The sequence below is a fragment of the Streptomyces sp. NPDC104831 genome, assembly GCF_055583025.1.
In genome coordinates this window covers 16,666-41,175 of the sequence record NZ_JBVJOT010000063.1, presented here as the reverse complement: position 1 = coordinate 41,175, position 24,510 = coordinate 16,666, and the positions used below count along the sequence as shown (strand labels likewise).

Sequence of the window (24,510 nt, the reverse complement as noted above, 5' to 3'; positions counted from 1 at the left end):
TCTTCTCTCCCTTCCTCCCCCCCCCCCCCCCCCCCCCCCCCCCCCCCCCCCCCCCCCCCCCCCCCCCCCCCCCCCCCCCCCCCCCGGCCGTTTTCGTAGGCTCCCGGGCCTGACGAGTCCCTTGACACCCGACGAGCACATCGCCGACCGGGAGGCCTTCGAGGCCTGGGTCGGCGCGGCCGGCGGCTGGTACCGGGACTTCGGGCACGAGCTGCCGTCCGCGGGCGACTGGACGTTCTTCGCCCGGGCGCTGACCGCCGCCCGGGTCCACGAGTAGTCCCGGCACCCCCTCGCCCGCCCGGGAGGCCGGCGGGTGTGGCGTCCGGCCGTCCGGTGGGCGCGGGGGCGGTGGATCAGAATCTGATCGAGTTGATCGAGTCCGCTATCGAGTCCAGGAAGCGGTTGATCGACGGGGCCATGCCGGTGGAGGCCAGGAAGAAGCCGAAGAGGATCGCGGCGATGGCGGGACCGGGCTTGAGGTTCCCCCCGCGGATCAGGATCACCAGGATGACCGCCAACAGCAGCACCACAGACAGTGAAATGGCCACAACTGATCACACCCTTGGTCGGTCCGCCGGCCCGGAGGTACGGCCCGCGCACCCCCGCCAGAAGCATCGTGCCACCAACCCGGCCCACGTATGCGGCCGATGACGAATCGTCGGGCACCGCCGCCCGTCGCGGGCGATCTTCCGCACAGTAATTCGATCACGCGTCCGCGCGCGACTCCCCACAGAATTACCCGACTTCGTTTCCGTGCCCACACATCTCGTGCCCAGGTAATTCAAATCGAGGACACAGCGGCGATGTATGCCCATTTAGTCCGGATGAATCGGGACATCGAGGGTGAACCAACGTTCTCACTGTGCCTGTCATCACGCGTACCGGAGTGGCAAGTTCGGCGAATACGCGGGTACTCGGACCGGATAACCAGGAATGACTGCGGGAGTTTTACGGATTCCAGCAGACGACGCTAGGGTGCCTGAGATGTTCGACGCCGCCTCGTCCCCCGGCCAGCACCGCAGCCCGCTCCCCCCGGCACAGCCGCCGGCGGACGGAGTGCCCACTCCGCGTCCCCCGTCGGGCGCGCGCGAGCGGCGGGCGGCTCCGGGCAGACCCGGCCGACAGCGCGACGCGTTCTTCGACAACGCCAAATACCTGGCCATCGTGCTCGTCGCGATGGGTCACTCATGGGAGCCGCTGAAAGGCGACAGCCGGATCCTGGAGAGCGCGTACACCGTCGTGTACGCCTTCCACATGCCGGCGTTCATCATCATCTCCGGCTTCTTCTCGCGTAATTTCGACATGCGTCCGGACCGGCTGAAGCGGCTGGTCACCGGTGTCGTCGTCCCGTACGTCCTGTTCGAGACGGCGTATCCGCTCTTCAAGAGCCTGCTCACGGGCTCGCGCGAGGACATCAGCCTCCTCGATCCCTGGTACCTGACCTGGTTCCTGGTCGCGCTGTTCGTCTGGCGGCTGACCACCCCCCTGTGGAAACTGGTGCGTCATCCGCTGCCGCTGGCCGTCGGCATCGCCATGCTGGCGACCGTCAGCCCGGACATCGGCGACGACCTCGATCTCCAGCGCGTCCTGCAGTTCCTGCCGTACTTCGTGCTCGGCCTGTGCATGAGGCCCGAACACTTCCACCTGGTGCGCCGCCGCTGGGTGCGGATCGTCTCGGTGCCGGTGTTCGCGGCGGCGCTGGCGGTCGGCTGGTGGGCGGTGCCGCGCATGAACACCGGGTGGTTCTACCACCGCGACTCGGCGCAGGAGCTGGGCGCCCCCTGGTGGTGCGGCCCGGTGATGACGCTCGCGATGATGGGCTGCTCGCTGCTGCTGACGTCCTGCTTCTTCGCGTGGGTGCCGCGCCGCACGATGTGGTTCACCACCCTCGGCGCGGGCACGCTCTACGGCTATCTGCTGCACGGCTTCCTGGTGAAGCTCGGCGACTACCGCGGCTGGTTCGAGCACCCCTGGCTGCACCGCCCGCTCGGCGAGATCCTGGTGACCGTGCTCGCCGCCACCGCCGTCACGGCGCTGTGCACCCGGCCGGTGCGGCGCGTCTTCCGCTTCGCGATGGAGCCGGCGATGGAGTGGGCGTTCCGGCAGGACGCCGCCGAGCAGGCCCGCGACCGCGGCCGCGGCGCGCAGCGGGTGCGGGAGAGGGCCGGCGTCTAGCCGGGCGCGCCGGCCGTCACGGCGCCAGGCCGAGGAGCGCGCGCATCCGGGCGTACTTCCCGGTCAGCCGGGTCCGCACCGGCTCGGCGAGGACGGCTAGGCGGTGCGGGTCGGCGTTGTGCGCGAGGTCGGCCTCCTTCACCAGCAGCGCGCCCGGGGTGGCGAGGATCCGGGCGGCGTACGCCTCCGGCGGCTCCCCCGGCCGCTTGGTGAGGGCCCGCACGATGGCCTTGGTCCGGGCGGTGAGGGCGGCCTCCTCCAGCCACTGTCCGCTCAGCGCGGCGTCCTCGACGGAGTCGTGCAGCCAGGCCGCCGCGATCTGTTCCGGGTCGCCTCCCCGGGCGCGTACGCCCTCGGCCACGGCCGCCAGGTGCTCGGCGTACGGCCGTCCGGCCTTGTCGGTCTGCCCGTCGTGGGCGGCGCGGGCGAGGGTCTCGACCTCGGCGAGGGTGAGAGGGGACATGCCCCCAGTGTCCCCCGCGGTGGCTCCGCCGCCGGGAGCGGGAGCCGGGGCGGGACGGTGCCGGACGGCGGGCGCCCCCGGCGGCTCGGCGCGAGGGAAGGCGGCTCAGCGGGCCGTGGCGGACTCGCGGCAGATCAGCAGCAGGGCCCGGTCGTCGTTGACGTCCTTGGCGACCGCCTCGATGAGATGCCAGGCGGCGCCGTGGAAGCCGCCCGGGACATAGCGGTCGGCCTCCCCGGTGAGCCGGTCGATGCCCTCCACGATGTCCCGCTCGGCGGTCTCCACCAGACCGTCCGTGAACAGCATCAACACGTCCCCGGGCCGTAGCGAGCCCTTCACGGGGTCGAACTGGGCGCCGTCGTACACACCGAGCAGCGGGCCCTCGGCCGCCTTCTCCTCCCAGCGTCCACTGCCCGCGCTCAGCTGGAGCCCCGGCGGATGGCCCGCGGAGTACAGCTCGTAGTCCCCCGAGTCCAGGTCGAGGACCAGGTGGATCGAGGTGGCGAAGCCCTCGTCCCAGTCCTGGCGGAGCAGATAGCCGTTGGCCGCCGGCAGGAAGGCGTGCGGGGGCAGCGAGCCGAGGAGCCCGCCGAAGGCCCCGGACAGCAGCAGGGCGCGGGAACCGGCGTCCATGCCCTTGCCGGAGACGTCGGTGAGGACGACCTCCAGCGTCCGCCCGCCGTTCGTACGGGCCGCCACGACGAAGTCACCGGAGAAGGACTGGCCGCCCGCCGGGCGGAGCGCCATCTCGTGGTGCCAGCCCTTGGGCAGCTTCGGCAGCTTGCTCTGCACCCGGATCCGCTCGCGCAGGTCGAACAGCATGGTGCCGCCGCGCCGCCAGGGCACGCCGACCCGGCTGCGGAACTGCGCGGTCAGCAGACCGAAGAAGCCGCACGCGGCGACCACCAGCACCACGCCGGGGGTGACCCGGGAGGGCCCCTCGGTGTACGGGCCGAGCCGTACCGACTCCACGATCAGCGCGGTGGCCGCCGCCGCGTACAGCCCGAGCAGGCTCGCCGGGCGCAGCAGCAGACCGCCGGCCACGATCGGCAGCACCAGGCCGGCCGGGGAGCACCACACCGGGTCGAACAGGGTCATGGCGGCGAGCAGCGGGACGGTCAGCAGCAGCCCGGCGAAGGCGATCCAGTCGGAGCCGTCGCCGCGGAAGTAGTCCACGGCGCTTTTGCGCAGGCCGACCCGGGCCCGGTGCCATCGCATCCTGCACCGGGCCGTGAACGTCTCGGCCTTCGCGCGCCGCTGTCGTCCTGCTGCCATCAGTTCGGGACCCTATCCAGCGGACCGGCCGCTTGGCACGGGAGGTCCCACTTGTCCCCCGTGCGGGATTCCGCTTGGCCGCGCGCACGCCGGGCCGCGCGGCGCCCGCGCCGGGACGAAATTCACTGGCTCGCCTCCCGACGCACTGATAGGCATGGCGCATGGCGACTGTGCACGGAACCGAGCTGAGGGTGCTGCGCGAGGACGAGTGGGACCGGTGGTACGACTCGTTGTACCGGGCCTTCGGCGCCGGGCCGGTCTCGGGCGAGGAACGCGAGGCGGAGCGGGCGGCCACGGAGTTCGACCGCTCCCTCGCCGCCTGGGACGGGGACGCGCTCGTCGGCACGGCGGGGGCGTTCAGCTTCCGGATGACCGTGCCGGGCGGGGCCCCGGTCCCCACGGCCGGGGTGACGATGGTGAGCGTCGCGGCCACCCACCGGCGGCGCGGGGTGCTGACCTCGATGATGCGCCGGCAGCTGGACGACTTCCACGGGCGGGGCGAGCCGGTGGCGGTCCTGACCGCGTCCGAGCCGGCGATCTACGGCCGCTTCGGGTACGGCGCCGCCACGTTCCGGATCAGCGCCGAGATCGACACCAGCCGGGTGACCCTGGCGCTGCCCGCCGGCACCGACGAGGTGCGGGTGCGGTCCGCGGCGCCGGCCGAGGTGCTGGACGCCTGCGAGGCGGTGTACGCGGCGCTGGTCCCGCGCCGGCCCGGCATGCTGGCCCGGCAGCCGCACTGGGAGCGGGTCGCCCTGGTCGACTCGGAGCGCCACCGGGACGGGGGGCCGCCGTTGCAGTGCGTGGTCGCCGAACGGGACGGCGAGATCACCGGGTACGCCCGGTACCACACCAAGGGCAACTGGGACGAGGGCGGCGCGCCCGCCGGCCGGGTGCGGCTCGGCGACCTGGCCGGGCTGGACCCGGCGACCGAGGCGGCGCTGTGGCGCTTCCTGTTCGGCATCGACCTGATGACGACGCTGGCGGTGCCGTCGCGGCCGGTGGACGACGCGCTGCGGCACCTGGTCTCCGACATCCGCCGCTGCGATCCGCGGCTGCGCGACGACGGCTACGTCCGGCTCGTGGACGTCGGCGCGGCGCTGGCGGCGCGGACCTATCAGACGCCGGTGGACGTCGTGTTCGAGGTGGAGGACGCCTTCTGCCCGTGGAACGCGGGGCGCTGGCGGCTGTCGGGGGACGCCAAGGGGGCGTCCTGCGAGCGCACGGCCGACACGGCGGACCTCGCCCTGTCCGTGCGGGAGCTGGGCGCGGCCTATCTCGGCGGGGTGCCCCTGCTGTCGCTGGCGGCGGCCGGGCGGATACGGGAGCTGACGCCGGGGGCGCTGGCGGAGGCGTCGGTGGCGTTCGGCTCCCCGGTGGCCCCCTGGCTGCCGCACGGTTTCTAGCAGGCCCGCCGGCCGTCCTCCGGCGGCCGGTTCAGGCCTGCTGGCAGGTGGGGCACCAGAAGAGGTTGCGGGCGGCGAGGCCGGCGGTGCGGATGCCGTCGCCGCAGACGTGGCAGGGCAGGGTGGCGCGGCGGTAGACGTACACCTCGCCGCCGTGGTCGTCCACGCGGGGCGGGCGGCCCATCGCCTCCGGGGTGTGCTCGGGACGGACGGTGTCGATCCGGTTGTTCCGCACGCCCTCGCGCATCAGCCCGGCCAGGTCGGACCAGATCGCGTCCCACTCGGCCGGGGTGATGTCGCGGCCGGCGCGGTAGGGGTCGATGCCGTGCCGGAACAGCACCTCCGCGCGGTAGACGTTGCCGACGCCCGCGACGATCTTCTGGTCCATGAGCAGCGCGGCGATCGTGGTGCGGCTGCGGGAGATCCTCCGGTACGCGGCGGCCGGGTCGGCGTCCGCGCGCAGCGGGTCGGGGCCGAGCCGGTCGTGGATCGCCCGCTTCTCGCCGGGCGTGATCAGGGCACAGGTGGTGGGGCCGCGGAGGTCCACGTACGAGGTGTCGTTCGCGAGGCGCAGCCGGACGGTGTCCGTCGGCGGGGGCGCGGGGGTGTCACCGAAGCCGACCTTGCCGAAGAGGCCGAGGTGGATGTGGACCCAGTCGGTGTCGCGGAAACCGAGGAAGAGGTGCTTGCCGTGGGCCTCGGTGGCGGTCAGCACGGTACGGTCCAGCAGGGCGGCGGCGTCGGAGAACTTGCCCTGGGGGCTGGTGACGCGGGGGGCCGTACCGAGGAAGCGGCCGGCGTAGTCCTCGGCCAGCCGGTGGATGGTGTGCCCTTCCGGCACGGCGGGGGTGTCCTTTCCTGCGTCTCGCCCGTCCGCTGTCCGTCTCGGCGGACCGGGAGGCGGGCGTCCCGCGCTCCCGGAGCCGGGAGGCGGAGGTGGCGGGCGGTCCGGGCGTCCCGGCCTCTCGGCCGGCCGCGCCGGGCGGGCGGCAGAACCGGGATCCGGGGCGAAAGCCCCCGGGCCTCGCTTTCCGGACCACCGAGTCGGGAGTCCGGGGGCGCAGCGCCCGAGGGCCCGGCCCGCCGAGTCCGGAGGGACGGGGGTGCCGTCCCCGGAGAGCGGGCCTGTCGGCCCATCCAGCCGGGTGGGCCGGTGAGCGGGTCCGGGCGTCCGGGGCGGAGTCCCCGAGGGTCCGGCCGACCCACCGGGTCGGTGGGCGTCAGGATCCGGATCCCCCGGGCCGCGTCAGCCCTGCGGGTGGTGCGGGGGGATCGGCGGCAGCTCGCCCGTCGTCTCGTAGCGCGCCAGCATCTCGATCCGCCGCTCGTGCCGCTCGTCCCCGGAGAACGGCGTGGCGAGGAAGACCTCGACGAACTTGGTCGCCTCCTCGGTGCTGTGCATGCGCGCACCCACGGCCACCACGTTGGCGTTGTTGTGCTGCCGCCCGAGCGCCGCCGTCTCCTCGCTCCAGGCCAGCGCCGCCCGCACGCCCTTCACCTTGTTCGCGGCGATCTGCTCACCGTTGCCGGAACCGCCGATCACGATGCCGAGGGCGTCGGCGTCCGCGGCCGTCCGCTCCGCGGCCCGCAGGCAGAAGGGCGGATAGTCGTCCTGGGCGTCGTAGATGTGCGGCCCGCAGTCCACGGGCTCGTGGCCGGCGGCCTTCAGCCACTCGACGAGGTGATTCTTGAGTTCGTAGCCCGCATGGTCGGAGCCGAGATACACGCGCATGCAACGAGTGTGACACGCCCGTACCTGGGCAGCAGCCCCAGGGTCTCGGCGGCCCGGCGGCCCAAAAACGTGTGAGTCATGCCATAGATCCTCAAGGGAACCACAGGTAACGATACGGATTCGGAGGTTCCCGATTTCGTTCGCCTCGGATTCACTGGACCGACTCGTACACCGCTCGTACGGGCAGCTCCACCTGGCGCAAAGGAATTCCGTCCATGACCTCTGGTTCGGGCCTCCAAGCAGGACTCAAGAACCGCCACCTGTCGATGATCGCGATCGGTGGTGTCATCGGAGCCGGTCTCTTCGTCGGTTCCAGCACGGGTATCGCCACCGCGGGACCCGGCATCCTCCTGTCGTACGCCCTCGTCGGCACGCTCGTCGTCCTCGTGATGCGGATGCTCGGCGAGATGTCCGCCGCCAACCCCACCTCCGGCTCCTTCTCCGCGCACGCCGACCGCGCGCTCGGCCGCTGGGCCGGTTTCTCCATCGGCTGGCTGTACTGGTTCTTCTGGGTCGTCGTCCTCGCGGTCGAGGCGACCGCCGGCGCGAAGATCCTCGAAGGCTGGGTCCCGGCCGTCCCGCAGTGGGGCTGGGCACTGATCGTGATGATCGTGCTGACCGCGACCAACCTCGTCTCCGTCGGCTCCTACGGCGAGTTCGAGTTCTGGTTCGCCGGCATCAAGGTCGTGGCGATCGGCGCGTTCGTCGTCATCGGCCTGCTCGCCGTGTTCGGCGTGCTGCCGGGCGTCGACGCCGACAAGGCGTCCTTCGGCAACCTCACCTCGCACGGCGGCTTCCTGCCGCACGGTCCGGGCGCGATCCTCACCGGTGTGCTGCTGGTCGTGTTCTCCTTCATGGGCAGCGAGATCGCCACCCTGGCGGCCGGCGAGTCCGAGAACCCGCAGCAGGCCGTCACCAAGTCCACCAACAGCATCATCTGGCGGATCGGCGTCTTCTACCTGGGCTCGATCCTGGTCGTGGTGTCGCTGCTGCCGTGGGACGACCCGACCATCGCCAAGGACGGCTCCTACGTCGCCGCGCTGAACTCCCTGGGCATCGCCCACGCCGGCGAGATCATGAACGTCATCGTGCTGACCTCGGTGCTGTCCTGTCTGAACTCCGGTCTGTACACGGCGTCCCGGATGGCCTTCTCGCTCGGCGAGCGCGGTGACGCGCCGAAGGCGTTCGCGCGGGTCAACAGCCGGGGCGTGCCGATGGCCGCGATCCTCTCGTCGGTCGTGTTCGGTTTCGTCGCCGTCTTCTTCAACTACCTGTCCCCGGACACGATCTTCCTCTTCCTGGTCAACTCCTCCGGCGCGGTGGCGCTGTTCGTGTGGCTGGTCATCTGCTTCTCGCAGCTGCGGATGCGGAAGATCCTCCAGCGGGAGGCGCCGGAGAAGCTGGTCGTGAAGATGTGGCTGTACCCGTACCTGACCTGGGCGACGGCGACGCTGATCGTGGGCGTGCTGGTCTACATGCTCTTCGACACCGAGCACGACGGCCGCGAGACGGTGCTGCTGTCGCTGCTGGTCGCGGCGGTCGTGCTGGTGATCGCGGTGGTCAGGCAGCGGCTGGCGGCGGCCCGCCCGGCGCCGGCGGCCGAGAACCCGGCCGACAAGGTGTCCGTCGGCTGATCCGGTCCCCTATAAACAAGGAAGAGGCTCACCGGGGTCGTGGAGTGATCCCGACCCCGGTGAGCCTCTGCCGTCGGTGGACTAGCGCTTGCCGGCGAACTTCCAGGCGGCGGGCAGCGCGCCCATGGCCAGGGCCGCCTTGAGGGCGTCACCGATCAGGAACGGCGTGAGGCCGGCCGCGATCGCCTGGGACGCGGACAGGTGGGCCGCCAGGGCCAGGTAGGGCACGCCGACGGCGTAGATGACGGCCTCGCCGAGGACCATCGTGCCGGCCGTGCGCAGCGGGGAGCGGTCGGCGCCGCGCCGGGCCAGGGCGCCGACGACGGCGGAGGCCAGGAGCATGCCGAGGACGTAGCCGAAGGAGACGAGGCCGGTGCCGGCCTTGCCGTCCGCGAACCACGGCACGCCCGCCAGGCCGGCGACCGCGTACAGGGCGAGGGAGAGGAAGCCGCGGCGGGCGCCGAGGGCGGTGCCGACGAGCAGCGCGGCGAAGGTCTGGCCGGTCACCGGTACCGGGGAGCCGGGCACCGGCACCGACAGCTGGGCCGCGAGGCCGGTGAGCGCGGCGCCGCCCACCACGAGGGCGGCGTCACGGACGCGGGAGGCCGGGAGCAGGTCGGCGAGGACTGCTCCGGGGCGGGCGGTGGCGGTGGCGGTGCTCATGGGGACTCCACGGGATGGTGTGGACACGTCGGGACACCGTGACGCTATACCGGCGCGCTCGTCACGATCACCGTCAGCGCTCGACAAAGGCCGGAACGGCGACTTGGTGGGCTCCGGACAAAGACACCCGGTCACACCGGGTCGGGCGTGAGACTGATCACTGAGGCGGAGACGTTTCCCTCACGTGGTCCGTGTGCGCCGGACGAGCGGTCCGACTGTGGAACCCCGCCAAAGGAATTGCGAGTCGCGTACGACCTCTGGTCACGCTCGGCGCCGTAACCGTAGATTAACCCTGCGCACCGGCGGTGTCCGGATAGTGGTCACGCCCTTCGCCTGAGCGGACGGGACGCGGAGACTGGCGGGACTTTTGCCCGCCCATTGCACGGGGGAGAGCTAGCACCCATGCCGAACAGCACCACCACCGAGACGCCGCCACCACCGGTGGACGGCTCCCTCTCCCAGGGCCTCAAGCAGCGCCACCTTTCGATGATCGCCCTGGGCGGGGTGATCGGCGCGGGCCTCTTCGTCGGTTCCGGCGCGGGCATCGCCGCGGCCGGCCCCTCCATCGTGCTCGCCTACGCCCTCTCCGGGGTGCTGGTGATGCTGGTGATGCGGATGCTCGGCGAGATGTCGGCCGCCTACCCGTCGTCGGGCTCCTTCTCCGCGCACGCCGAGCGGGCCATCGGCCCGTGGGCGGGCTTCGCGGCGGGCTGGTCGTTCTGGGTGCTGCTGTGCACGGCGGTGGGCCTGGAGGGCATCGGCGCGGCGAAGATCGTGCAGGGCTGGCTGCCGGGCACCCCGCAGTGGATGTGGGTGGCCCTGTTCATGGTGGTGTTCTGCGGGACGAACCTGGCCGCCGTGAAGAACTTCGGCGAGTTCGAGTTCTGGTTCGCGGCGCTGAAGGTCGGCGCGATCAGCCTGTTCCTGATCCTCGGCGTGCTGGCCATCGCGGGCGTCCTGCCGGGCACGGACGCGCCCGGCACCTCGAACCTCAGCGACTTCATGCCGAACGGCGGCGACGGCCTGGTGATAGGCCTGCTCGCCTCGGTGTTCGCCTACGGCGGCCTGGAGACGGTCACCATCGCGGCGGCCGAGTCCCGGGACCCGGTGCGGGGCGTGGCGTCGGCCGTCCGCACGGCGATGTGGCGCATCGCGGTGTTCTACATCGGCTCGATGGCGGTCGCCGTCACCCTGGTGCCGTGGGACTCCGAGGAGGTCACGGCGAAGGGCCCGTACATCGCCACGCTCGAACACCTGGGCATCCCCGGGGCGAGCCAGCTGATGAACGTGGTCATCCTGGTGGCCCTCCTCTCCGCCATGAACGCCAACATCTACGGCGCCTCGCGCATCGGCTTCTCGCTGGTCGAGCGCGGTCTGGGCCCGAAGGTGCTGGCGCGGCTGTCCGGCGGGGTGCCCCGGATCGCGGTGGTCACCTCCAGCGTGCTGGGCTTCGTCTGCGTGCTGCTCAGCTACTGGCGGCCGGACGACATCTTCAAGTGGCTGCTGAACATGATCGGCGCGGTCATCCTGATCGTCTGGATCTTCATCGCCGTCTCGCAGCTGCTGCTGCGCCGCCGGATCGAGCGCGAGGCCCCCGAGCGGCTGGTCGTGCGCATGTGGGCGTTCCCCTGGCTGACCTGGGTGGCGCTGGCCGGCATGGCCGCGATCTTCGTGCTGATGTGGCGCGAGCCGGACACCCGGACCCAGCTGTACTCCTCGGGCGGCATGGCCCTGTTCCTGGCCGCGGTCGGCTACGCCTGGCAGCGGCTGCGCGCCGGGGACTGAACCGCCCCTCCCGCAGAGACAGGCCCCCACGGACGAACACGTGGGGGCCTTCCTGTTGTTCTGATCCACTTGTTGCTAGCGTGTAGTTGCAAGAGACTTGCAATAAGGTTCCGGAGGGGATCACCCATGCCCGTCTACACGCTGCCCGAGCTGCCGTACGACTACGCGGCGCTCGCCCCGGTCATCAGCCCGGAGATCATCGAGCTGCACCACGACAAGCACCACGCGGCCTATGTGAAGGGCGCCAACGACACCCTGGAGCAGCTGGCCGAGGCGCGGGACAAGGAGACGTGGGGCTCGATCAACGGCCTGGAGAAGAACCTGGCCTTCCACCTCTCCGGGCACATCCTGCACTCGATCTACTGGCAGAACATGACCGGCCCGAAGGACGGCGGCGGCGAGCCCCTGGCCCAGGACGGCGTCGGCGAGCTGGCCGAGGCGATCAAGGAGTCCTTCGGCTCCTTCGCCGGCTTCAAGACCCAGCTGTCCAAGGCCGCGGCCACCACCCAGGGCTCGGGCTGGGGCGTGCTCGCCTACGAGCCGCTGAGCGGGCGCCTGGTCGTGGAGCAGGTCTACGACCACCAGGGCAACGTCGGCCAGGGCTCCACCCCGATCCTGGTCTTCGACGCCTGGGAGCACGCCTTCTACCTCCAGTACAAGAACCAGAAGGTCGACTTCATCGAGGCCATGTGGCAGGTGGTCAACTGGCAGGACGTCGCCCGCCGCTACGAGGCCGCCAAGTCCCGCGCCGACGTGCTGCTGCTCGCGCCCTGAGCGCCGGGCCGCCCGAGTCGTCCTGCCTCGTGATCGTCTTCTCACCCTTCACGGCGGCAGGCGGATGAAAGAGGACCCCCGTGAGGACGTGACTCACGGGGGTCCTCCCTTGACGGCGACGGGTCACAGGTTGCCGAAGTCCGGGCCCTTGGTCCGGGTGCGCTTGATCTCGTAGAACCCCGGTACCGAGGCCACCGCCACCGTGCCGTCCCACAGGCGGGCCGCCTGCTCGCCCCGGGGGGCGGGGGTGACGACGGGGCCGAAGAAGGCGATCTGCTCGCCGTCGGGGCCCGGCAGGGCGATGACCGGCGTGCCGACCTCCTGGCCGACCTTCTCGATGCCCTCCTTGTGGGAGGCGCGCAGCTCGTCCTCGAACTCGAAGTCCTCCTGGCCGGCGTAGTCGATCAGCCCGGCGGGCAGGCCGACGTCGGCGAGCGCGCCCGCGATGGCCTCCAGGGTCGCGCCCTCGCCGTTGTTGTGGATGCGGGTGCCGAGCGCGGTGTAGAGCGGGCCGACGACGTCCGCGCCGTGCTTCTGCCAGGCCGCGGTGACCACGCGGACCGCCTGCCACGCCTGGGTGGTCAGCAGCTCCCGGTAGTCCTCGGGCAGCTCGTCCAGCTTGTCCTCGTTGAGGACCGCGAGGCTCATGACGTGCCAGCGGACCTCGATGTCGCGGAGCTTCTCCACCTCCAGCACCCAGCGCGAGGTCATCCAGGCCCACGGGCAGAGCGGGTCGAACCAGAAGTCGACGGGGGTCTTGCCGGACGAGATGACGGTCTCGGACATGGCGCTCCTTGGCGAAACGTACGTTTCCCGCGTCAACGAGGTCGCCGCCACCGGCATTCCCCGCTGTCCGCTGTCAGGACCGCATGGCAGGATCGGTCCTGTTCCAGCCGCTCATCACGCGATCACGAGGGAGTGCCGTCCGTGCCCGGTGAGAATCTGTCCCGCGACGAGGCCCGGGAGCGGGCCGCCCTGCTGTCCGTCGAGGGTTACGACGTGTCCCTGGACCTGCGGTCCGCCGTCGGCGACGGGGACGGCGAGCCGCGCACGTTCCGTTCGGTGACCACCCTGCGGTTCCGCTGCAACGAGCCGGGCGCCTCCAGCTTCGCCGACCTGATCGCCCCGCGGGTCACCTCGGTCTCGCTCAACGGCCGGGACCTGGACCCGGGCGAGGTCTTCGACGGCTCGCGGATCACGCTGGAGGACCTGGCCGCGGAGAACGAGCTGGTGGTGGACGCGCAGTGCGCCTACTCGCGCACCGGCGAGGGCCTGCACCGCTTCGTCGACCCGGAGGACGGCGAGGTCTACCTGTACACGCAGTACGAACCGGCCGACGCGCGCCGGGTGTTCGCGAACTTCGAGCAGCCGGACCTGAAGGCGCCGTACCGGTTCGAGGTGCGGGCGCCGCAGGGCTGGACGGTGTGGGGCAACGGCGCCGGTGAACTCGTGGACGGGGTGTGGCGGTTCGCGGAGACGAAGCCGATCTCGACGTACATCACGTGTGTGGTGGCGGGCCCGTACCACCATGTGACGGACTCCTACAGCCGGACCTTCGAGGACGGCACGAAGCTGGAGATCCCGCTCGGCGCCATGTGCCGCAAGGCGCTCGCCCCGTACTTCGACGCGGACGACGTCTTCCTGGTCACCAAGCAGGGCCTGGACTTCTTCCACGACCACTTCGACTACCCGTACCCGTTCGGGAAGTACGACCAGGCGTTCGTGCCGGAGTACAACCTGGGCGCGATGGAGAACCCGGGCCTGGTGACGTTCCGCGAGGAGTACGTCTTCCGGGGGAAGGTGACGCAGGCGTCGTACGAGGCGCGGGCCAACGTCGTCCTGCACGAGATGGCGCACATGTGGTTCGGCGACCTGGTCACCATGGAGTGGTGGGACGACCTGTGGCTGAAGGAGTCCTTCGCGGACTTCATGGGCACGTTCGCCAACGTCGGCGCGACCCGCTTCAAGGACGCCTGGGTCACCTTCGCCAACCGGCGCAAGGCGTGGGCGTACCGCGCGGACCAGCTGCCCTCCACGCACCCGATCACGGCGGACATCCGTGACCTGCAGGACGCCAAGCTGAACTTCGACGGCATCACCTACGCCAAGGGCGCCTCGGTGCTCAAGCAGCTGGTGGCGTACGTCGGCCGGGACGCGTTCCTGGAGGGCGCCCGGCGCTACTTCAAGCGGCACGCGTACGGCAACACGCGCCTGGGCGACCTGCTGTCGGTGCTGGGCGAGACGAGCGGCCGGGACATGAGCGCGTGGGCGCGGTCGTGGCTGCAGACGGCGGGCGTGAACGCGCTGACCCCGCAGGTGCTGCTGGACACCACGGGCGGCCGGATCGCCGAGCTGGCCGTGGTGCAGGAGGCCCCGGAGTCGCACCCGGAGCTGCGTCCGCACCGGATCGTGGTGGGGCTGTACCGGCGCACGCCCGAGGGCACGCTGGAGCGGTACGCGCGCGCGGAGACGGACGTGCACGAGCCGCGGACGGTCGTCGCGGAACTGGCGGGCCAGGCGGCCCCGGAGCTGGTGCTGGTCAACGACGACGACCTGACCTACTGCAAGATCCGCTTCGACGCGACCTCGCTGGAGACGCTGCGCACGGACCTGGGCGGGCTGACGGATCCGCTGGCGCGCGCCCTGTGCTGGTCGGCGCTGTGGAACATGACCCGGGACGGGCTGCTGCCGGCGCGGGAGTTCATCGACCTGGTGCTGCGGTTCGCCGGCCGGGAGTCGGACATCGGCGTCCTGCAGATGCTGCACGCCTGGGCGAACTCGGCGCTGACCCACTACGCGGCGCCGGCCTGGCGGGAGGCCGGCGGGGCGCTGCTGGCCGAGGGGGCGCTGCGGGAGCTGCGCTCGGCGGCGCCGGGCAGCGAGCACCAGCTGGCGTGGGCGCGGTTCTTCGCCGCCGTGGCCTCGGCGGAGCCGGATCTGGGGCTGCTGCGGGAGCTGCTGGACGGCACCACGGGGATCGACGGGCTGGAGGTGGACCAGGAGCTGCGCTGGGCGTTCCTGGAGCCGCTGGCGGCGCACGGGGCGGCCGACGAGTCGGTGCTGGCGGCGGAGCTGGCCCGGGACGACACGGCCTCCGGCAAGCGGCACCAGGTGCGGTGCCTTGCCGCGCGGCCGTCGGCGGCGGTCAAGGCGCAGGCGTGGGCGCAGGTGGTGGAGTCCGACGCGCTGTCGAACGCGCTGGTGGAGGCGACGATCGCCGGGTTCGCCCAGCCGTCGCAGCGGGAGCTGACCGCGCCGTACGCGCAGCTGTACTTCGCGGCGATCGAGCGGGTGTGGCGGGAGCGGTCGATCCAGATCGGGATGGACGTGGTGCGGGGTCTGTTCCCGGCGTTGCAGGACCGGCCGGAGACGCTGGAGGCGACGGACGCGTGGCTCGCGGCGCACGAGGACGCGGCGCCGGCGCTGCGGCGGCTGGTGCTGGAGGCGCGGGACGACCTGGCGCGGGCGCTGCGCGCGCAGGCGTGTGACGCGGCGGCCGGCCGCTGACCTCCGGCCCGGGCCCGCCCGGTCGGCGACCGTTACCGAATCCGGGCAGACGAGGCCGTAACCCCTGGTCCGCACCCGAGCGGACCAGGGGTTTCCGCTGCCCTCTCGGCATCCGAACACCTGACCTTTAGTGCCGTCTTGTCCGGATTCATCGACGGGCGTGTAACAGCGGTTACGGGCCGGACGGGACGGGGGAATTCCGAGGTCATGACGCACAACACCCCCCTCTCCCCCCGCCCCCTGCGCCACCTCGCCGAGGTCCACCGCCGCGTCCTGACGGCGGCCCAGCTGCGTGCCCACGGCGTGTCCCCCGAAGAGCTGGCCGAGCGGTGCGGCCCCGAGGGGCCCTGGCAGGAGCTGCTGCCGCACGTGGTCCTGCTGCACTCCGGCCCGCCCAGCGGCGAGGAGCGGCTGCACGGGGCCCTGCTGTACGCGGCCCGCCCGGCGCGGCCGGGGGTGCCGGCCCAGCCGACGGCCCGGGGCCCGCACCGGCCGCAGTACCCGGACGCGATGCTGACCGGGGCGGCGGCGCTGGCCCTGCACGGGTTCCCGCCCACCCCGCCACCGGACGCCCTGAACCGGGTGGACGTCCTGGTGCCCCGGCCGCGCCGGCCGCGCTCCACCGGCTACGTCCGCGTCGTGCGCACCTCCGAGCCGCCCGAGCCGGTGGTGCTGGCGGGGCTGCCGGTGGCGCCGGTGGCGCGGGCGCTGGCGGACGCGGTGGCGGAGCCGACGGAGGCGGAGACGGTACGGCGGCTGCTGATCGAGGCGGTGCGCGGCGGCCACTGCGAGCCGGCCGCCGTGGTCCGGGAGCTGACCCGGGCGCGGCTGCTGCACCGTCCGCACGTGGCGGACGCGGTGGACGCGGTGCTCGCGGAGGGCCGCTCGGTCGCCGAGGGCCGCCTGTACCGGATGGTCCGCGAGCACGGCCTGCCCGACCCGCTGTGGAACGTCGGCCTGCGCCTGCCCGGCGGTCCCGACCTGGGCGGCCTGGACGCCTACTGGCCGGACCAGGCGGTGGCGGTCGAGCTGGACATCCGGGCGGCCCGGCAGGACGACGAGGAGGTGTGGTCGCGCTGCGCCCGCAGGCGCGAGCACCTGGAGCGCCTCGGCATCACGGTCGTGCACATCACGCCGCGCAAGCTGCGGGACTGCCCGGAGCAGCAGGCGACGGTGGTGCGGACGGCACTGCTGGCCTCGGCCGACCGGGATCCGGCCGCGTACGTGGTGGTGCTGCCCCGGTAGCGCCCGGCCAGCCAGTTCTGCGCGTCCGCCCGGGTGAGGACTCACCCGGGCGGACGAGCGGGGCGGGCGGGGCGGCGCGGGCCCCGGTACAGGAGAGTCATGAGACAGACCCGAATAGCGGCGGGCGCCTGCTCCCTGCTCCTCGCGGCGGCCTGCGCGTTCGCCGGCCCCGCGACCGCACAGGCGCCGCCCCGCGCCCCGGCCGGCGGCTATGTGGCCCTCGGCGACTCCTACTCCTCCGGTGTCGGCGCCGGCGACTACCTGGCCTCCGGCAAGGAGTGCAAGCGCAGCAGCCGGGCCTTCCCGGTGCTGTGGGCGGAGGCCCACGCGCCGGCGGCGTTCAGCTTCGCCGCGTGCAACGGCGCCGGCACGGAGGACGTGCTGACCGACCAGCTCGGCCATCTCGGCGCGCGCACGAGCCTGGTCACGCTGACCGTCGGCGGCAGCGACTCGGGCTTCGCCGCCGTCATGGCGCTGTGCGCGATCGGCGGGACCGACCGCTGCCGCTCCGCCGTGACCCGGGCCCGCGACACCATGGACGGATCGCTGACCGGCCGTCTGGACCGCCTCTACTCGGCCATCCGGGGCAGGGCGCCCGCCGCCCGGGTCGTGGTGCTGGGCTATCCGCACCTGTACCACCTGCGGGGCCGGTGCGCGCTCGGCCTCCAGGACGGCGAGCGCGCCGCCCTGAACGACGCGGTGGACCACCTCAACGCGGTGATCGCGGGACGCGCCGCCGCCCACGGGTTCACCTTCGCCGATGTCACCGCCGCCTTCGCCGGCCACGAGATCTGCTCCGCCCGGCCCTGGCTGCACAGCGTCGACATCCTGGCGGTCACCGAGTCCTACCACCCGACGGCGCCGGGGCAGTCGCTCGGCTATCTGCCGGTGCTCACCCGGATCTCCGGCTGAGGGACCCGGTCAGCCCTTCTTCAGCACCAGTTCGGTGTTGCGGTCCCCGGTGCCGCCCGCGAGGGTCCGGTCGGCGCCGGGGGCGTTGTAGGCCAGCTCGCGGTAGAGGGCGGCGAGGCCGGTCTGGGAGAGGTCGGCGTAGTCGGTGCGGTGCGGGGCCGCCGACTCGATCAGCGTGGTGAACAGCGAGAGCGTGCCGTCCTTGTTGTCGACGAGCTCCACGATCCGGGCGAGCTGGGGGTGGTCGACGTGCGAGGCGGTGGAGACCTCCCAGAAGGAGCGCCCGCCGGACGCCTTGTGCGGGGTGATGACGTTCTTGTGGATGTGCCCGTTCACCCAGGCCAGCACGTTGGCGTGGGCGGACAGCACCGAGAGCACGGCGGCGCCGTCGTGCCGCTTCTCGCCGGGGCGGGCCGGGTCGGGCCGGGTGTTGGTCATGGACCCGCTGGTGTGGTGGCTGAAGACGACGGCGTAGGAGTCCTTGTGCGCCTTCAGCGTCCGGTCGAGCCACTTCAGCTGGGCGGTGCCGAGGGAGCCCGCGTAGTGGCCGCCGGGGTCGGTGGTGTCGAGGCTGATGCCGACGACGTCGTCGGAGATCCGGAAGGCGTAGTACTGGGTGCCCGCGTCCAGGTTCGCCGAGGAGTAGCCGTGCCCGGCCGGGCCGTGGCCCCGGTACGCCGGGTCCAGGTGGGCCTTCAGGTAGTCGGCCTGGGTGTACGGGGCGCGCCGCTCGTCCGGGGTGACCCGGCGCGCCGAGCGGGCGTGCGCCTTGAGGAAGTCGCGGTAGCCGCTGCCCCGGGGGTCCTGAACCCTCTTGATGGTGTCCTGGAGCTTCTTGGCGTCGGCGGCGGAGACGTTCATCAGCTTCCTGCCGCCGATGGCCGCCTCGGCGAGGTAGGGGTCGCCGTGGGAGCCGTAGCAGCCGAGCGGGAGGGCGTCGTGGTTGCCGACGGTGGAGTACCAGGGCAGGTTCAGGCCGGGGCTGCGCACGTCGCGGATCGCGGCGGCCAGGAAGTCCTCCAGCCGGGGGAAGCCGAGCGCCTTGTCGTGGTCGCGGAGGGCGGAGCCGGGCTGCCAGTACTGCTTGAGCCCGCTGTTCTGCACGCCCTCGTAGTGCCGGGGGTCGCCGGTGTTGGGGGTGATCCGGCCGCCGCTCATCACCTTCATGAACCACTCCAGTTCGGAGTGGGCGTTGTTGTCGGTGTTGTCGCCGGTGGTCATCACGAACCGCAGCGGGGCGCCGGTGACGGGGGCGCCGCGCAGCGCGTTGACCCGCTCCACGAGGGAGATCGCGCCGGGCACGGTCAGCGCCTCGTGCGGGCGCCAGGCGTGCACGTCGTGCGCGCGCAGGAACTCCAGCCGCAAGGGGTGCTGGACGTCCATCAGGTGCAGGTCGGTGAACTGCACGAACGCCGCCAGGGCGGTACGGCGCCGCTCCCGGCCCGGCTGGGGCGCGGCCAGCTCGGCGCGCACGACGCGCTTCCAGCCGGGCCCGTCGCCGAGCCTGCGGTAGCCGGAGCCGGCGCGCGGGGCGGCGACGGAGGCGACGGTGGTGCCCTTGGTGTAGGGGGCGGGCGGCGCCGCGGCGGGCGCGGACGCGGGCGGCGCCGGCGGGGTGGCGGCCCGGCTGTCCGTGGGGCGCAGGACGTAGCCGGCGCCCGCGGTGAGCGAGACGGCGCCGGCGGCGGCGAGGACGGTACGGCGGTTGACCCCCGCGGCGGAGGCGGCTGCGGAGCGTGTGGGCGGCATGGCGCGGTCTCCCCGGGTGCGAACGCGTCGGCGGTGGTCGCGGGCCGCCGCGGACGCGAACGCCCCGCTCACCGTGGATCGTTGGCAGTGGGGATGACCCGCGCGTGAACGCGGCGGCAACGCGTGACACCGATCACCGAACGTGGATCACGGGGTACCGGGCGCGGTCACGGAGTCGCACGCGGCCGGCCCGGGGGCGGTCACTCGCCGTTCACCTGCCGGGGTAGGGGCCGGTCCGCCGGCCGTCCGTGCGGCGGGCGTTCGCGCCAGAGCCGCAGCCCGATGTCGACCAGCGGCACCCGGACGAGGGCGGGCACGGCGGCCAGGTCGTGCCAGGCGGCGAAGTCGGTGGACCCGCCGACCTCGGGGCGGAGTTCACCGCCGGTGACCTCGCCCTCGTAGAGGAGCCGCAGGGCGTGGTGGTCCCGGCGGCGGCCGAAGCGCGGGTCCCCGACCGCCCGCCGGGAGTGCACGCCGAGCAGGGCCCGCACCTCGATCCGGTAGCCGGTCTCCTCGGCGACCTCGCGGCGGACGGTGTCGTACGGGTCCTCGCCGTGCTCCATGCCGCCGCCGGGCAGCACCCACTCGGGGGTGCCGTCGGGCGCGGGTGACCGGGCGAGCAGGAGACGTTCACCGCGGACGCACACGGCGTAGGCCGCCACCCTCAAGTTCCGTCGCATACGGGGACGTTAGCCCGTAAGGCGCGCGGTGGCGGACGAACGTCCCGGCACCGGGCGGGGCCGGCCCGTACAAAAGGCCGCATTCCGTTCCGTACCGGTGGAACACGCCCCTTTCCCATCGCGGGTTTTCCCCATGCGTTCATTGCGATTGTGTCAACGGTCCCCGAAATCCCCTCCCGTCGGTCAGGCTGAGCGCTCCCGCCCGCCCGTTCCTTGACCCGAGGGATGCCGATGACCCGCACCGCCCCCGAGCGTGATCCCATATCCGGCCCCAGACGCCTGGCCCGCATAGCCGTGGCCGTGGGCGTGGTGGCCGCCCTCTCCGCGGCCGGGCCGGTGCCGCTGGCCCTCGCCGCCGGGCAGGCCCCCGCCCCGGCCGCGGGCCAGGGCGTCAAGTCCGCCGACGACAAGCTCGGTCCGGACGACGCCGCCCTGCTCGCCGACGCCAAGGCCGACGGCGACAAGACCGTCACCCTGATGATCGCGACCTCGCCCGGGCAGACGGAGCAGGTCGCCGGGGAACTGGACGCGGTCGACGGCGGCCTGGTGGGCCGCCGGGACGACCAGCTCGGCTACGTCCGCGCCACCGTCCCGACGGGCCGCGCGGACTCGGCCATCTCCGCCGCCGTGAAGCTCCCCTCCGTGCGGGCCATCGACCTCAAGCAGGAGATCCCGCTGGACGACCCGGCGCCCGCCGGTGCCACGTCCGCGACGGGCAAGGCGTCCTACCCGGCGCCGGGCCGCACCACCCCGGCGGAGAACCCGTACAACCCCTCCTTCGAGACCGGTGCCGTCGACTTCGTCCGGGACCACCCGAAGGCCGACGGGCGCGGGGTCACCATCGGCATCCTCGACTCCGGCGTGGACCTCGGCCACCCGGCCCTGCGGACGACCACCACCGGCGAACGGAAGATCGTCGACTGGGTGACCGCGACCGACCCGGTCACCGACGGCGACGGCACCTGGCGGCGGATGACGACCGCTGTCACCGGCCCGTCCTTCTCCGTCACCACCGCGCAGGGCGCCGAGAGGTTCACGGCCCCCGAGGGCTCGTACAAGTTCAACTACCTGTACGAGTCCGCCACCGCCGGCGGCGACGAGAAGGGCGACCTCAACCGGGACGGCGACACCACCGACGCCTGGGGCGTGCTGTACGACCCGGCCGCCGGCACGGTCCGCGTCGACACGAACGACAACCTGGACTTCACCGACGACGCGCCGATGAAGCCGTACAAGGACGCCTTCCAGGTCGGGTACTTCGGCACCGACGACCCGGCGACGGACGTCGTCGAGCGCGTCCCGTTCGTGGTCGAGACCCGCAAGGACGTCGTCTACAACGCCTCCGGCGCCAAGGCCGACTACGTCAACATCGGCGTCATCGAGTCCGAGCACGGCACCCACGTCGCCGGCATCACCGCCGCCCACGGCCTGTTCGGCGGGAAGATGAACGGCGCCGCCCCCGGCGCGAAGATCGTCTCCTCGCGGGCCTGCACCTGGACCGGCGGCTGCACCAACGTCGCCCTCACCGAGGGCATGATCGACCTGGTGACCCGGCGCGGCGTCGACATCGTCAACATGTCGATCGGCGGTCTGCCCGCGCTCAACGACGGCAACAACGCGCGCGCCGAGCTGTACACCCGGCTCATCGACACCTACGGCGTCCAGCTGGTGATCTCCGCCGGCAACTCCGGGCCGGGCGCCAACACCATCGGCGACCCGGGCCTGGCCGACAAGGTGATCTCGGTCGGCGCGACGATCTCCAAGGAAACCTGGGCCGCCAACTACGGCTCGGCCGTGGAGAAGAAGTACGCCATGATGCCGTTCTCCTCGCGCGGCCCGCGTGAGGACGGCGGCTTCACCCCGACCCTGAGCGCGCCCGGCGCCGCGATCAACACCACCCAGACCTGGCTGCCGGGCGGTCCGGTCGCCGAGGCGGGCTACCCCCTCCCGGCCGGCTACTCCATGCTCCAGGGCACCTCGATGGCCGCCCCGCAGGCCACCGGTGCCTCCGCGCTGCTGCTGTCGGCCGCGAAGCGCGCGGGCGTCGACCTCACCCCCGCCCGGCTGCGCACCGCCCTGACCTCGACCGCGGACCACATCAAGGGCGTCCAGGCGTACGAGGAGGGCGCGGGCCTGATCAACATCGTGGACGCGTGGGACGCCATCGAGGACGGCGCCACCGCCCACGACTACACCGTCGAGGCGCCGGTCGACACCGCGATCGACGACGCCCTGAAGACCCCCGGCCGCGGCACCGGCCTGTACGACCGCGAGGGCGGCCTGAAGGCGGGCCAGAAGAAGACGTACGACGTGACGCTCACCCGTACGTCCGGCCCGGACAAGGCGGTCCGGCACGAGCTGCACTTCGAGAACGACCCCGGGCACACCTTCCGCGTCCTCGGCGACGACGTGGTGCGGCTCCCGCTGAACCGGCCGGTGACCGTCAAGGTGCAGGCCGCCCCGGAGTCGGCCGGTGTCAAGAGCGCGATCCTGGAGGTCGACGACCCGCGGACCGAGGGCATCGACAAGCAGGTCCTCACCACCGTCGTGGTCGCGGAGCCGGTGGCGTACACCTACTCCGCCGCCGGTTCGGTGCAGCGCAACAGCACCCGGTCGTACTTCCTGACCGTGCCCGAGGGCGCGACGTCGCTGGAGGTCGCGCTCGGCGGGCTGAAGGACGGCAGCCAGACCCGGTTCGTCGCCATCCACCCCTACGGCGTCCCGTCCGACAGCACCGGCACGCCGTACTGCTACAACAACTACCTGAACGGCAACGGCTGCAAGCCCGACGTGCGCGCGTACGCCGACCCGCAGCCCGGCGTCTGGGAGGTCGAGGTCGAGTCCCGGCGCACCTCCCCGCTGCTCGACAACCCCTACCGGCTGGACGTCTCCGTCCTCGGCGCGGCCTTCGACCCGGAGACCGTGACCGTGCCCGAGGCCAGGGTGGGCAGCCCGGTCGGCGCGTCCTGGAAGGTGACCAACGCCTACGCGCCGCTGGACGGCAGGCTGGTCGGCGGCCCGCTCGGCTCCGCCGAGTCGGACCGGCCGGCGATCAAGCAGGGTGAGACGCGGTCCACCACGGTGACCGTGCCGGCCGGCGCGACCTCGCTCGACGTCGCCATCGGGCGGGTCTCGGACGCGGCGGCCGACCTGGACCTCACGGTGTACGACGCGTCGGGCAAGGAGGTCGGCAAGTCCGCCGACGGCGACTCGGAGGAGGCGGTCTCCCTGCCGAACCCGGCCGCCGGCACCTACACCGTGAAGGTCGTGGGCTACGCGGTGCCGTCCGGCTCCACCGACTACGACTACCGGGACGTGTTCTTCTCCGCCGCGCTCGGTTCCGTCACGGTCGGCGACTCGGCGCCGGTCCACCTCGCCACGGGCGCCTCGGCGACGGTCACCGGGCAGGTCACGGCCGCGGCCGAGGCCCCGGCGGGCCGTGAGTTCTTCGGCCGGGTCCAGCTGGTGAACGCCCGCGGCACGGCGGCGGGCAGTGCCAGCGTGAAGATCGGGAAGGTCACGCCGTAACGGGGTGACGACCGGGAAGGAGGGGGCGGGCGTCCGTGCGGACGCCCGCCCCTTTTCCCGTGCGGAGGCCCTAGCGGTCCTCCCCCGGGGTGCCGTCGGCAGGGCAGGGCAGGGCGCGGGAGCCGGGCAGGGCCTCGGTGATCCTGGCGCGTTCGGCGGCCACGCGGGCGTCGCCGACGGCCCACAGGGTCGCGTACTCCTCCCCCCGGGCCGCCCCGACCAGCACGTGCAGGCCCTCCCGGGGCACCGGCCGCGTGCCCGCGTCGAGCAGGACGGTGACGTCGGCCGGTCCCCGCGCGGGCTTGTAGGAACGGGTCACGGTCAGCGTGACCCGGCTCCAGGGGGACTCCGGCCGCCGCTCCACCCTCGCCACGGTGCCCTCCACGACCAGCCGCGCGCAGGCCAGTTCGCGCCGGGGATCCGCCGGCCGCCGCCCGTCACCCGCGGCTTCCCGGCTCCCCGCGGCGGTGTCGCTCTTGGCCGACGACGCGCCGCCGCCGTCCATGCCGCCGCCCTGGCCCACGAGCCAGCCGAACCCCAGCAGGAGGCCGAAGGCCCCGGCCCCGCCGAGCACCCCGGCCCCGACCCGCAGCGCCCGCCGCCCCCCGCGCGCACGCCCCGGCCGAGGCGGCCGGGAGGGGCGGGTGCGGGGGCGCGGGCGGGGGGTGGACGGCGCCGCGGAGGCGGATATGGGGGAATGGACGGCCGCGGCCCCGCCGGGCGTCCCGGCCGTGTCACCGGCCCCCGGAACACCCGTCACCGCGTTCCCGGCCGGCGTGCCCGGGACCGCCGCACGCCGGGCCGCCCGGTCCCCGCCGGACACGGCCCCGCCGGGCGTCCCGGCCGTGTCACCGGCCCCCGGAACACCCGTCACCGCGTTCCCCGCCGGCGTGCCCGGGACCGCCGCACGCCGGGCCGCCCGGTCCCCGCCGGACACGGCCCCGCCGGGCGTCCCGGCCGTGTCACCGGCCCCCGGAACACC

Annotated in this window: 20 protein-coding genes; 10 read left to right on the top strand and 10 right to left on the bottom strand. The window is 73.0% G+C overall.

The window, feature by feature from the left end; genetic code table 11:
• Positions 1 to 121: 121 nt before the first annotated feature.
• Positions 122 to 277: a DUF7660 family protein gene (locus ACZ63H_RS32280; protein ID WP_469871198.1), complete on the top strand. Its 156-nt coding sequence runs from the start codon at positions 122 to 124 to the stop codon at positions 275 to 277.
• Between the two features lie 76 nt (positions 278 to 353).
• On the opposite strand, the gene ACZ63H_RS32275 is transcribed toward ACZ63H_RS32280, so the two are convergent.
• Positions 354 to 548 carry a hypothetical protein gene (locus ACZ63H_RS32275; RefSeq protein WP_469871196.1) on the bottom strand — a complete coding sequence of 65 codons (195 nt, stop codon included), beginning with the start codon at positions 546 to 548 and terminating at the stop codon, positions 354 to 356.
• Between the two features lie 436 nt (positions 549 to 984).
• Here ACZ63H_RS32275 and ACZ63H_RS32270 point away from each other — a divergent pair, with 436 nt between their 5' ends.
• Complete coding sequence (locus tag ACZ63H_RS32270; protein WP_469871194.1) at positions 985 to 2,175, top strand: acyltransferase family protein; 1,191 nt, start codon at positions 985 to 987, stop codon at positions 2,173 to 2,175.
• A gap of 16 nt (positions 2,176 to 2,191) precedes the next feature.
• Here the strand turns inward: ACZ63H_RS32270 and ACZ63H_RS32265 are convergent, their stop codons facing one another.
• Positions 2,192 to 2,638, bottom strand: a complete 447-nt coding sequence (locus tag ACZ63H_RS32265) for an HD domain-containing protein (protein ID WP_469871192.1) — start codon at positions 2,636 to 2,638, stop codon at positions 2,192 to 2,194.
• Positions 2,639 to 2,743: 105 nt separating this feature from the next.
• The gene (locus tag ACZ63H_RS32260) at positions 2,744 to 3,913 is read right to left on the bottom strand and encodes a SpoIIE family protein phosphatase (protein WP_467933744.1); all 1,170 of its coding nucleotides are present in this window, start codon (positions 3,911 to 3,913) and stop codon (positions 2,744 to 2,746) included.
• Between the two features lie 161 nt (positions 3,914 to 4,074).
• On the opposite strand from ACZ63H_RS32260, the gene ACZ63H_RS32255 reads away from it, so the two are divergent.
• Positions 4,075 to 5,319 (top strand): GNAT family N-acetyltransferase, encoded by a 1,245-nt coding sequence (locus ACZ63H_RS32255; protein ID WP_469871190.1) that lies wholly within the window; start codon positions 4,075 to 4,077, stop codon positions 5,317 to 5,319.
• A gap of 31 nt (positions 5,320 to 5,350) precedes the next feature.
• Here the strand turns inward: ACZ63H_RS32255 and ACZ63H_RS32250 are convergent, their stop codons facing one another.
• A complete protein-coding gene (locus tag ACZ63H_RS32250) occupies positions 5,351 to 6,160 on the bottom strand; it encodes an Fpg/Nei family DNA glycosylase (protein ID WP_469871188.1) in 810 nt (269 codons plus the stop codon).
• A 405-nt stretch (positions 6,161 to 6,565) separates the two neighbouring features.
• Positions 6,566 to 7,051, bottom strand: coding sequence for a ribose-5-phosphate isomerase (locus ACZ63H_RS32245; protein ID WP_469871186.1), 486 nt, complete (start codon positions 7,049 to 7,051; stop codon positions 6,566 to 6,568).
• A gap of 215 nt (positions 7,052 to 7,266) precedes the next feature.
• Between ACZ63H_RS32245 and ACZ63H_RS32240 the strand changes: the two genes are divergently transcribed.
• Positions 7,267 to 8,685, top strand: coding sequence for an amino acid permease (locus ACZ63H_RS32240; protein ID WP_469871184.1), 1,419 nt, complete (start codon positions 7,267 to 7,269; stop codon positions 8,683 to 8,685).
• Between the two features lie 81 nt (positions 8,686 to 8,766).
• Here ACZ63H_RS32240 and ACZ63H_RS32235 read toward each other — a convergent pair whose 3' ends face one another.
• Positions 8,767 to 9,348 (bottom strand): biotin transporter BioY, encoded by a 582-nt coding sequence (locus ACZ63H_RS32235; protein WP_467933750.1) that lies wholly within the window; start codon positions 9,346 to 9,348, stop codon positions 8,767 to 8,769.
• 402 nt (positions 9,349 to 9,750) lie between these two features.
• Here ACZ63H_RS32235 and ACZ63H_RS32230 point away from each other — a divergent pair, with 402 nt between their 5' ends.
• Positions 9,751 to 11,133, top strand: coding sequence for an amino acid permease (locus ACZ63H_RS32230; RefSeq protein ID WP_469871182.1), 1,383 nt, complete (start codon positions 9,751 to 9,753; stop codon positions 11,131 to 11,133).
• Positions 11,134 to 11,259: 126 nt separating this feature from the next.
• Positions 11,260 to 11,907: a superoxide dismutase gene (locus ACZ63H_RS32225; protein ID WP_469871180.1), complete on the top strand. Its 648-nt coding sequence runs from the start codon at positions 11,260 to 11,262 to the stop codon at positions 11,905 to 11,907.
• Positions 11,908 to 12,030: 123 nt separating this feature from the next.
• Here the strand turns inward: ACZ63H_RS32225 and ACZ63H_RS32220 are convergent, their stop codons facing one another.
• Positions 12,031 to 12,693: a mycothiol-dependent nitroreductase Rv2466c family protein gene (locus ACZ63H_RS32220; protein WP_469871178.1), complete on the bottom strand. Its 663-nt coding sequence runs from the start codon at positions 12,691 to 12,693 to the stop codon at positions 12,031 to 12,033.
• A 141-nt stretch (positions 12,694 to 12,834) separates the two neighbouring features.
• Here ACZ63H_RS32220 and pepN point away from each other — a divergent pair, with 141 nt between their 5' ends.
• From pepN to ACZ63H_RS32205, 3 genes are all read left to right on the top strand, one after another.
• Positions 12,835 to 15,414, top strand: coding sequence for an aminopeptidase N (pepN, locus tag ACZ63H_RS32215; RefSeq protein WP_469871176.1), 2,580 nt, complete (start codon positions 12,835 to 12,837; stop codon positions 15,412 to 15,414).
• Between the two features lie 207 nt (positions 15,415 to 15,621).
• Entirely contained in the window at positions 15,622 to 16,659 is a 1,038-nt protein-coding gene (locus tag ACZ63H_RS32210) for a hypothetical protein (protein WP_469871174.1), read from the top strand.
• 99 nt (positions 16,660 to 16,758) lie between these two features.
• A complete protein-coding gene (locus ACZ63H_RS32205; protein ID WP_469871172.1) occupies positions 16,759 to 17,571 on the top strand; it encodes an SGNH/GDSL hydrolase family protein in 813 nt (270 codons plus the stop codon).
• A 9-nt stretch (positions 17,572 to 17,580) separates the two neighbouring features.
• On the opposite strand, the gene ACZ63H_RS32200 is transcribed toward ACZ63H_RS32205, so the two are convergent.
• Both ACZ63H_RS32200 and ACZ63H_RS32195 read right to left on the bottom strand, forming a co-directional pair.
• A complete protein-coding gene (locus tag ACZ63H_RS32200) occupies positions 17,581 to 19,320 on the bottom strand; it encodes a TIGR03767 family metallophosphoesterase (protein ID WP_469871170.1) in 1,740 nt (579 codons plus the stop codon).
• Positions 19,321 to 19,520: 200 nt separating this feature from the next.
• Positions 19,521 to 20,000 carry an NUDIX hydrolase gene (locus tag ACZ63H_RS32195; RefSeq protein WP_469871168.1) on the bottom strand — a complete coding sequence of 160 codons (480 nt, stop codon included), beginning with the start codon at positions 19,998 to 20,000 and terminating at the stop codon, positions 19,521 to 19,523.
• Positions 20,001 to 20,231: 231 nt separating this feature from the next.
• On the opposite strand from ACZ63H_RS32195, the gene ACZ63H_RS32190 reads away from it, so the two are divergent.
• Complete coding sequence (locus ACZ63H_RS32190) at positions 20,232 to 23,528, top strand: S8 family serine peptidase (RefSeq protein ID WP_469871166.1); 3,297 nt, start codon at positions 20,232 to 20,234, stop codon at positions 23,526 to 23,528.
• Positions 23,529 to 23,598: 70 nt separating this feature from the next.
• Here the strand turns inward: ACZ63H_RS32190 and ACZ63H_RS32185 are convergent, their stop codons facing one another.
• A complete protein-coding gene (locus ACZ63H_RS32185; protein ID WP_469871164.1) occupies positions 23,599 to 24,102 on the bottom strand; it encodes a hypothetical protein in 504 nt (167 codons plus the stop codon).
• Between the last annotated feature and the right edge of the window lie 408 nt (positions 24,103 to 24,510).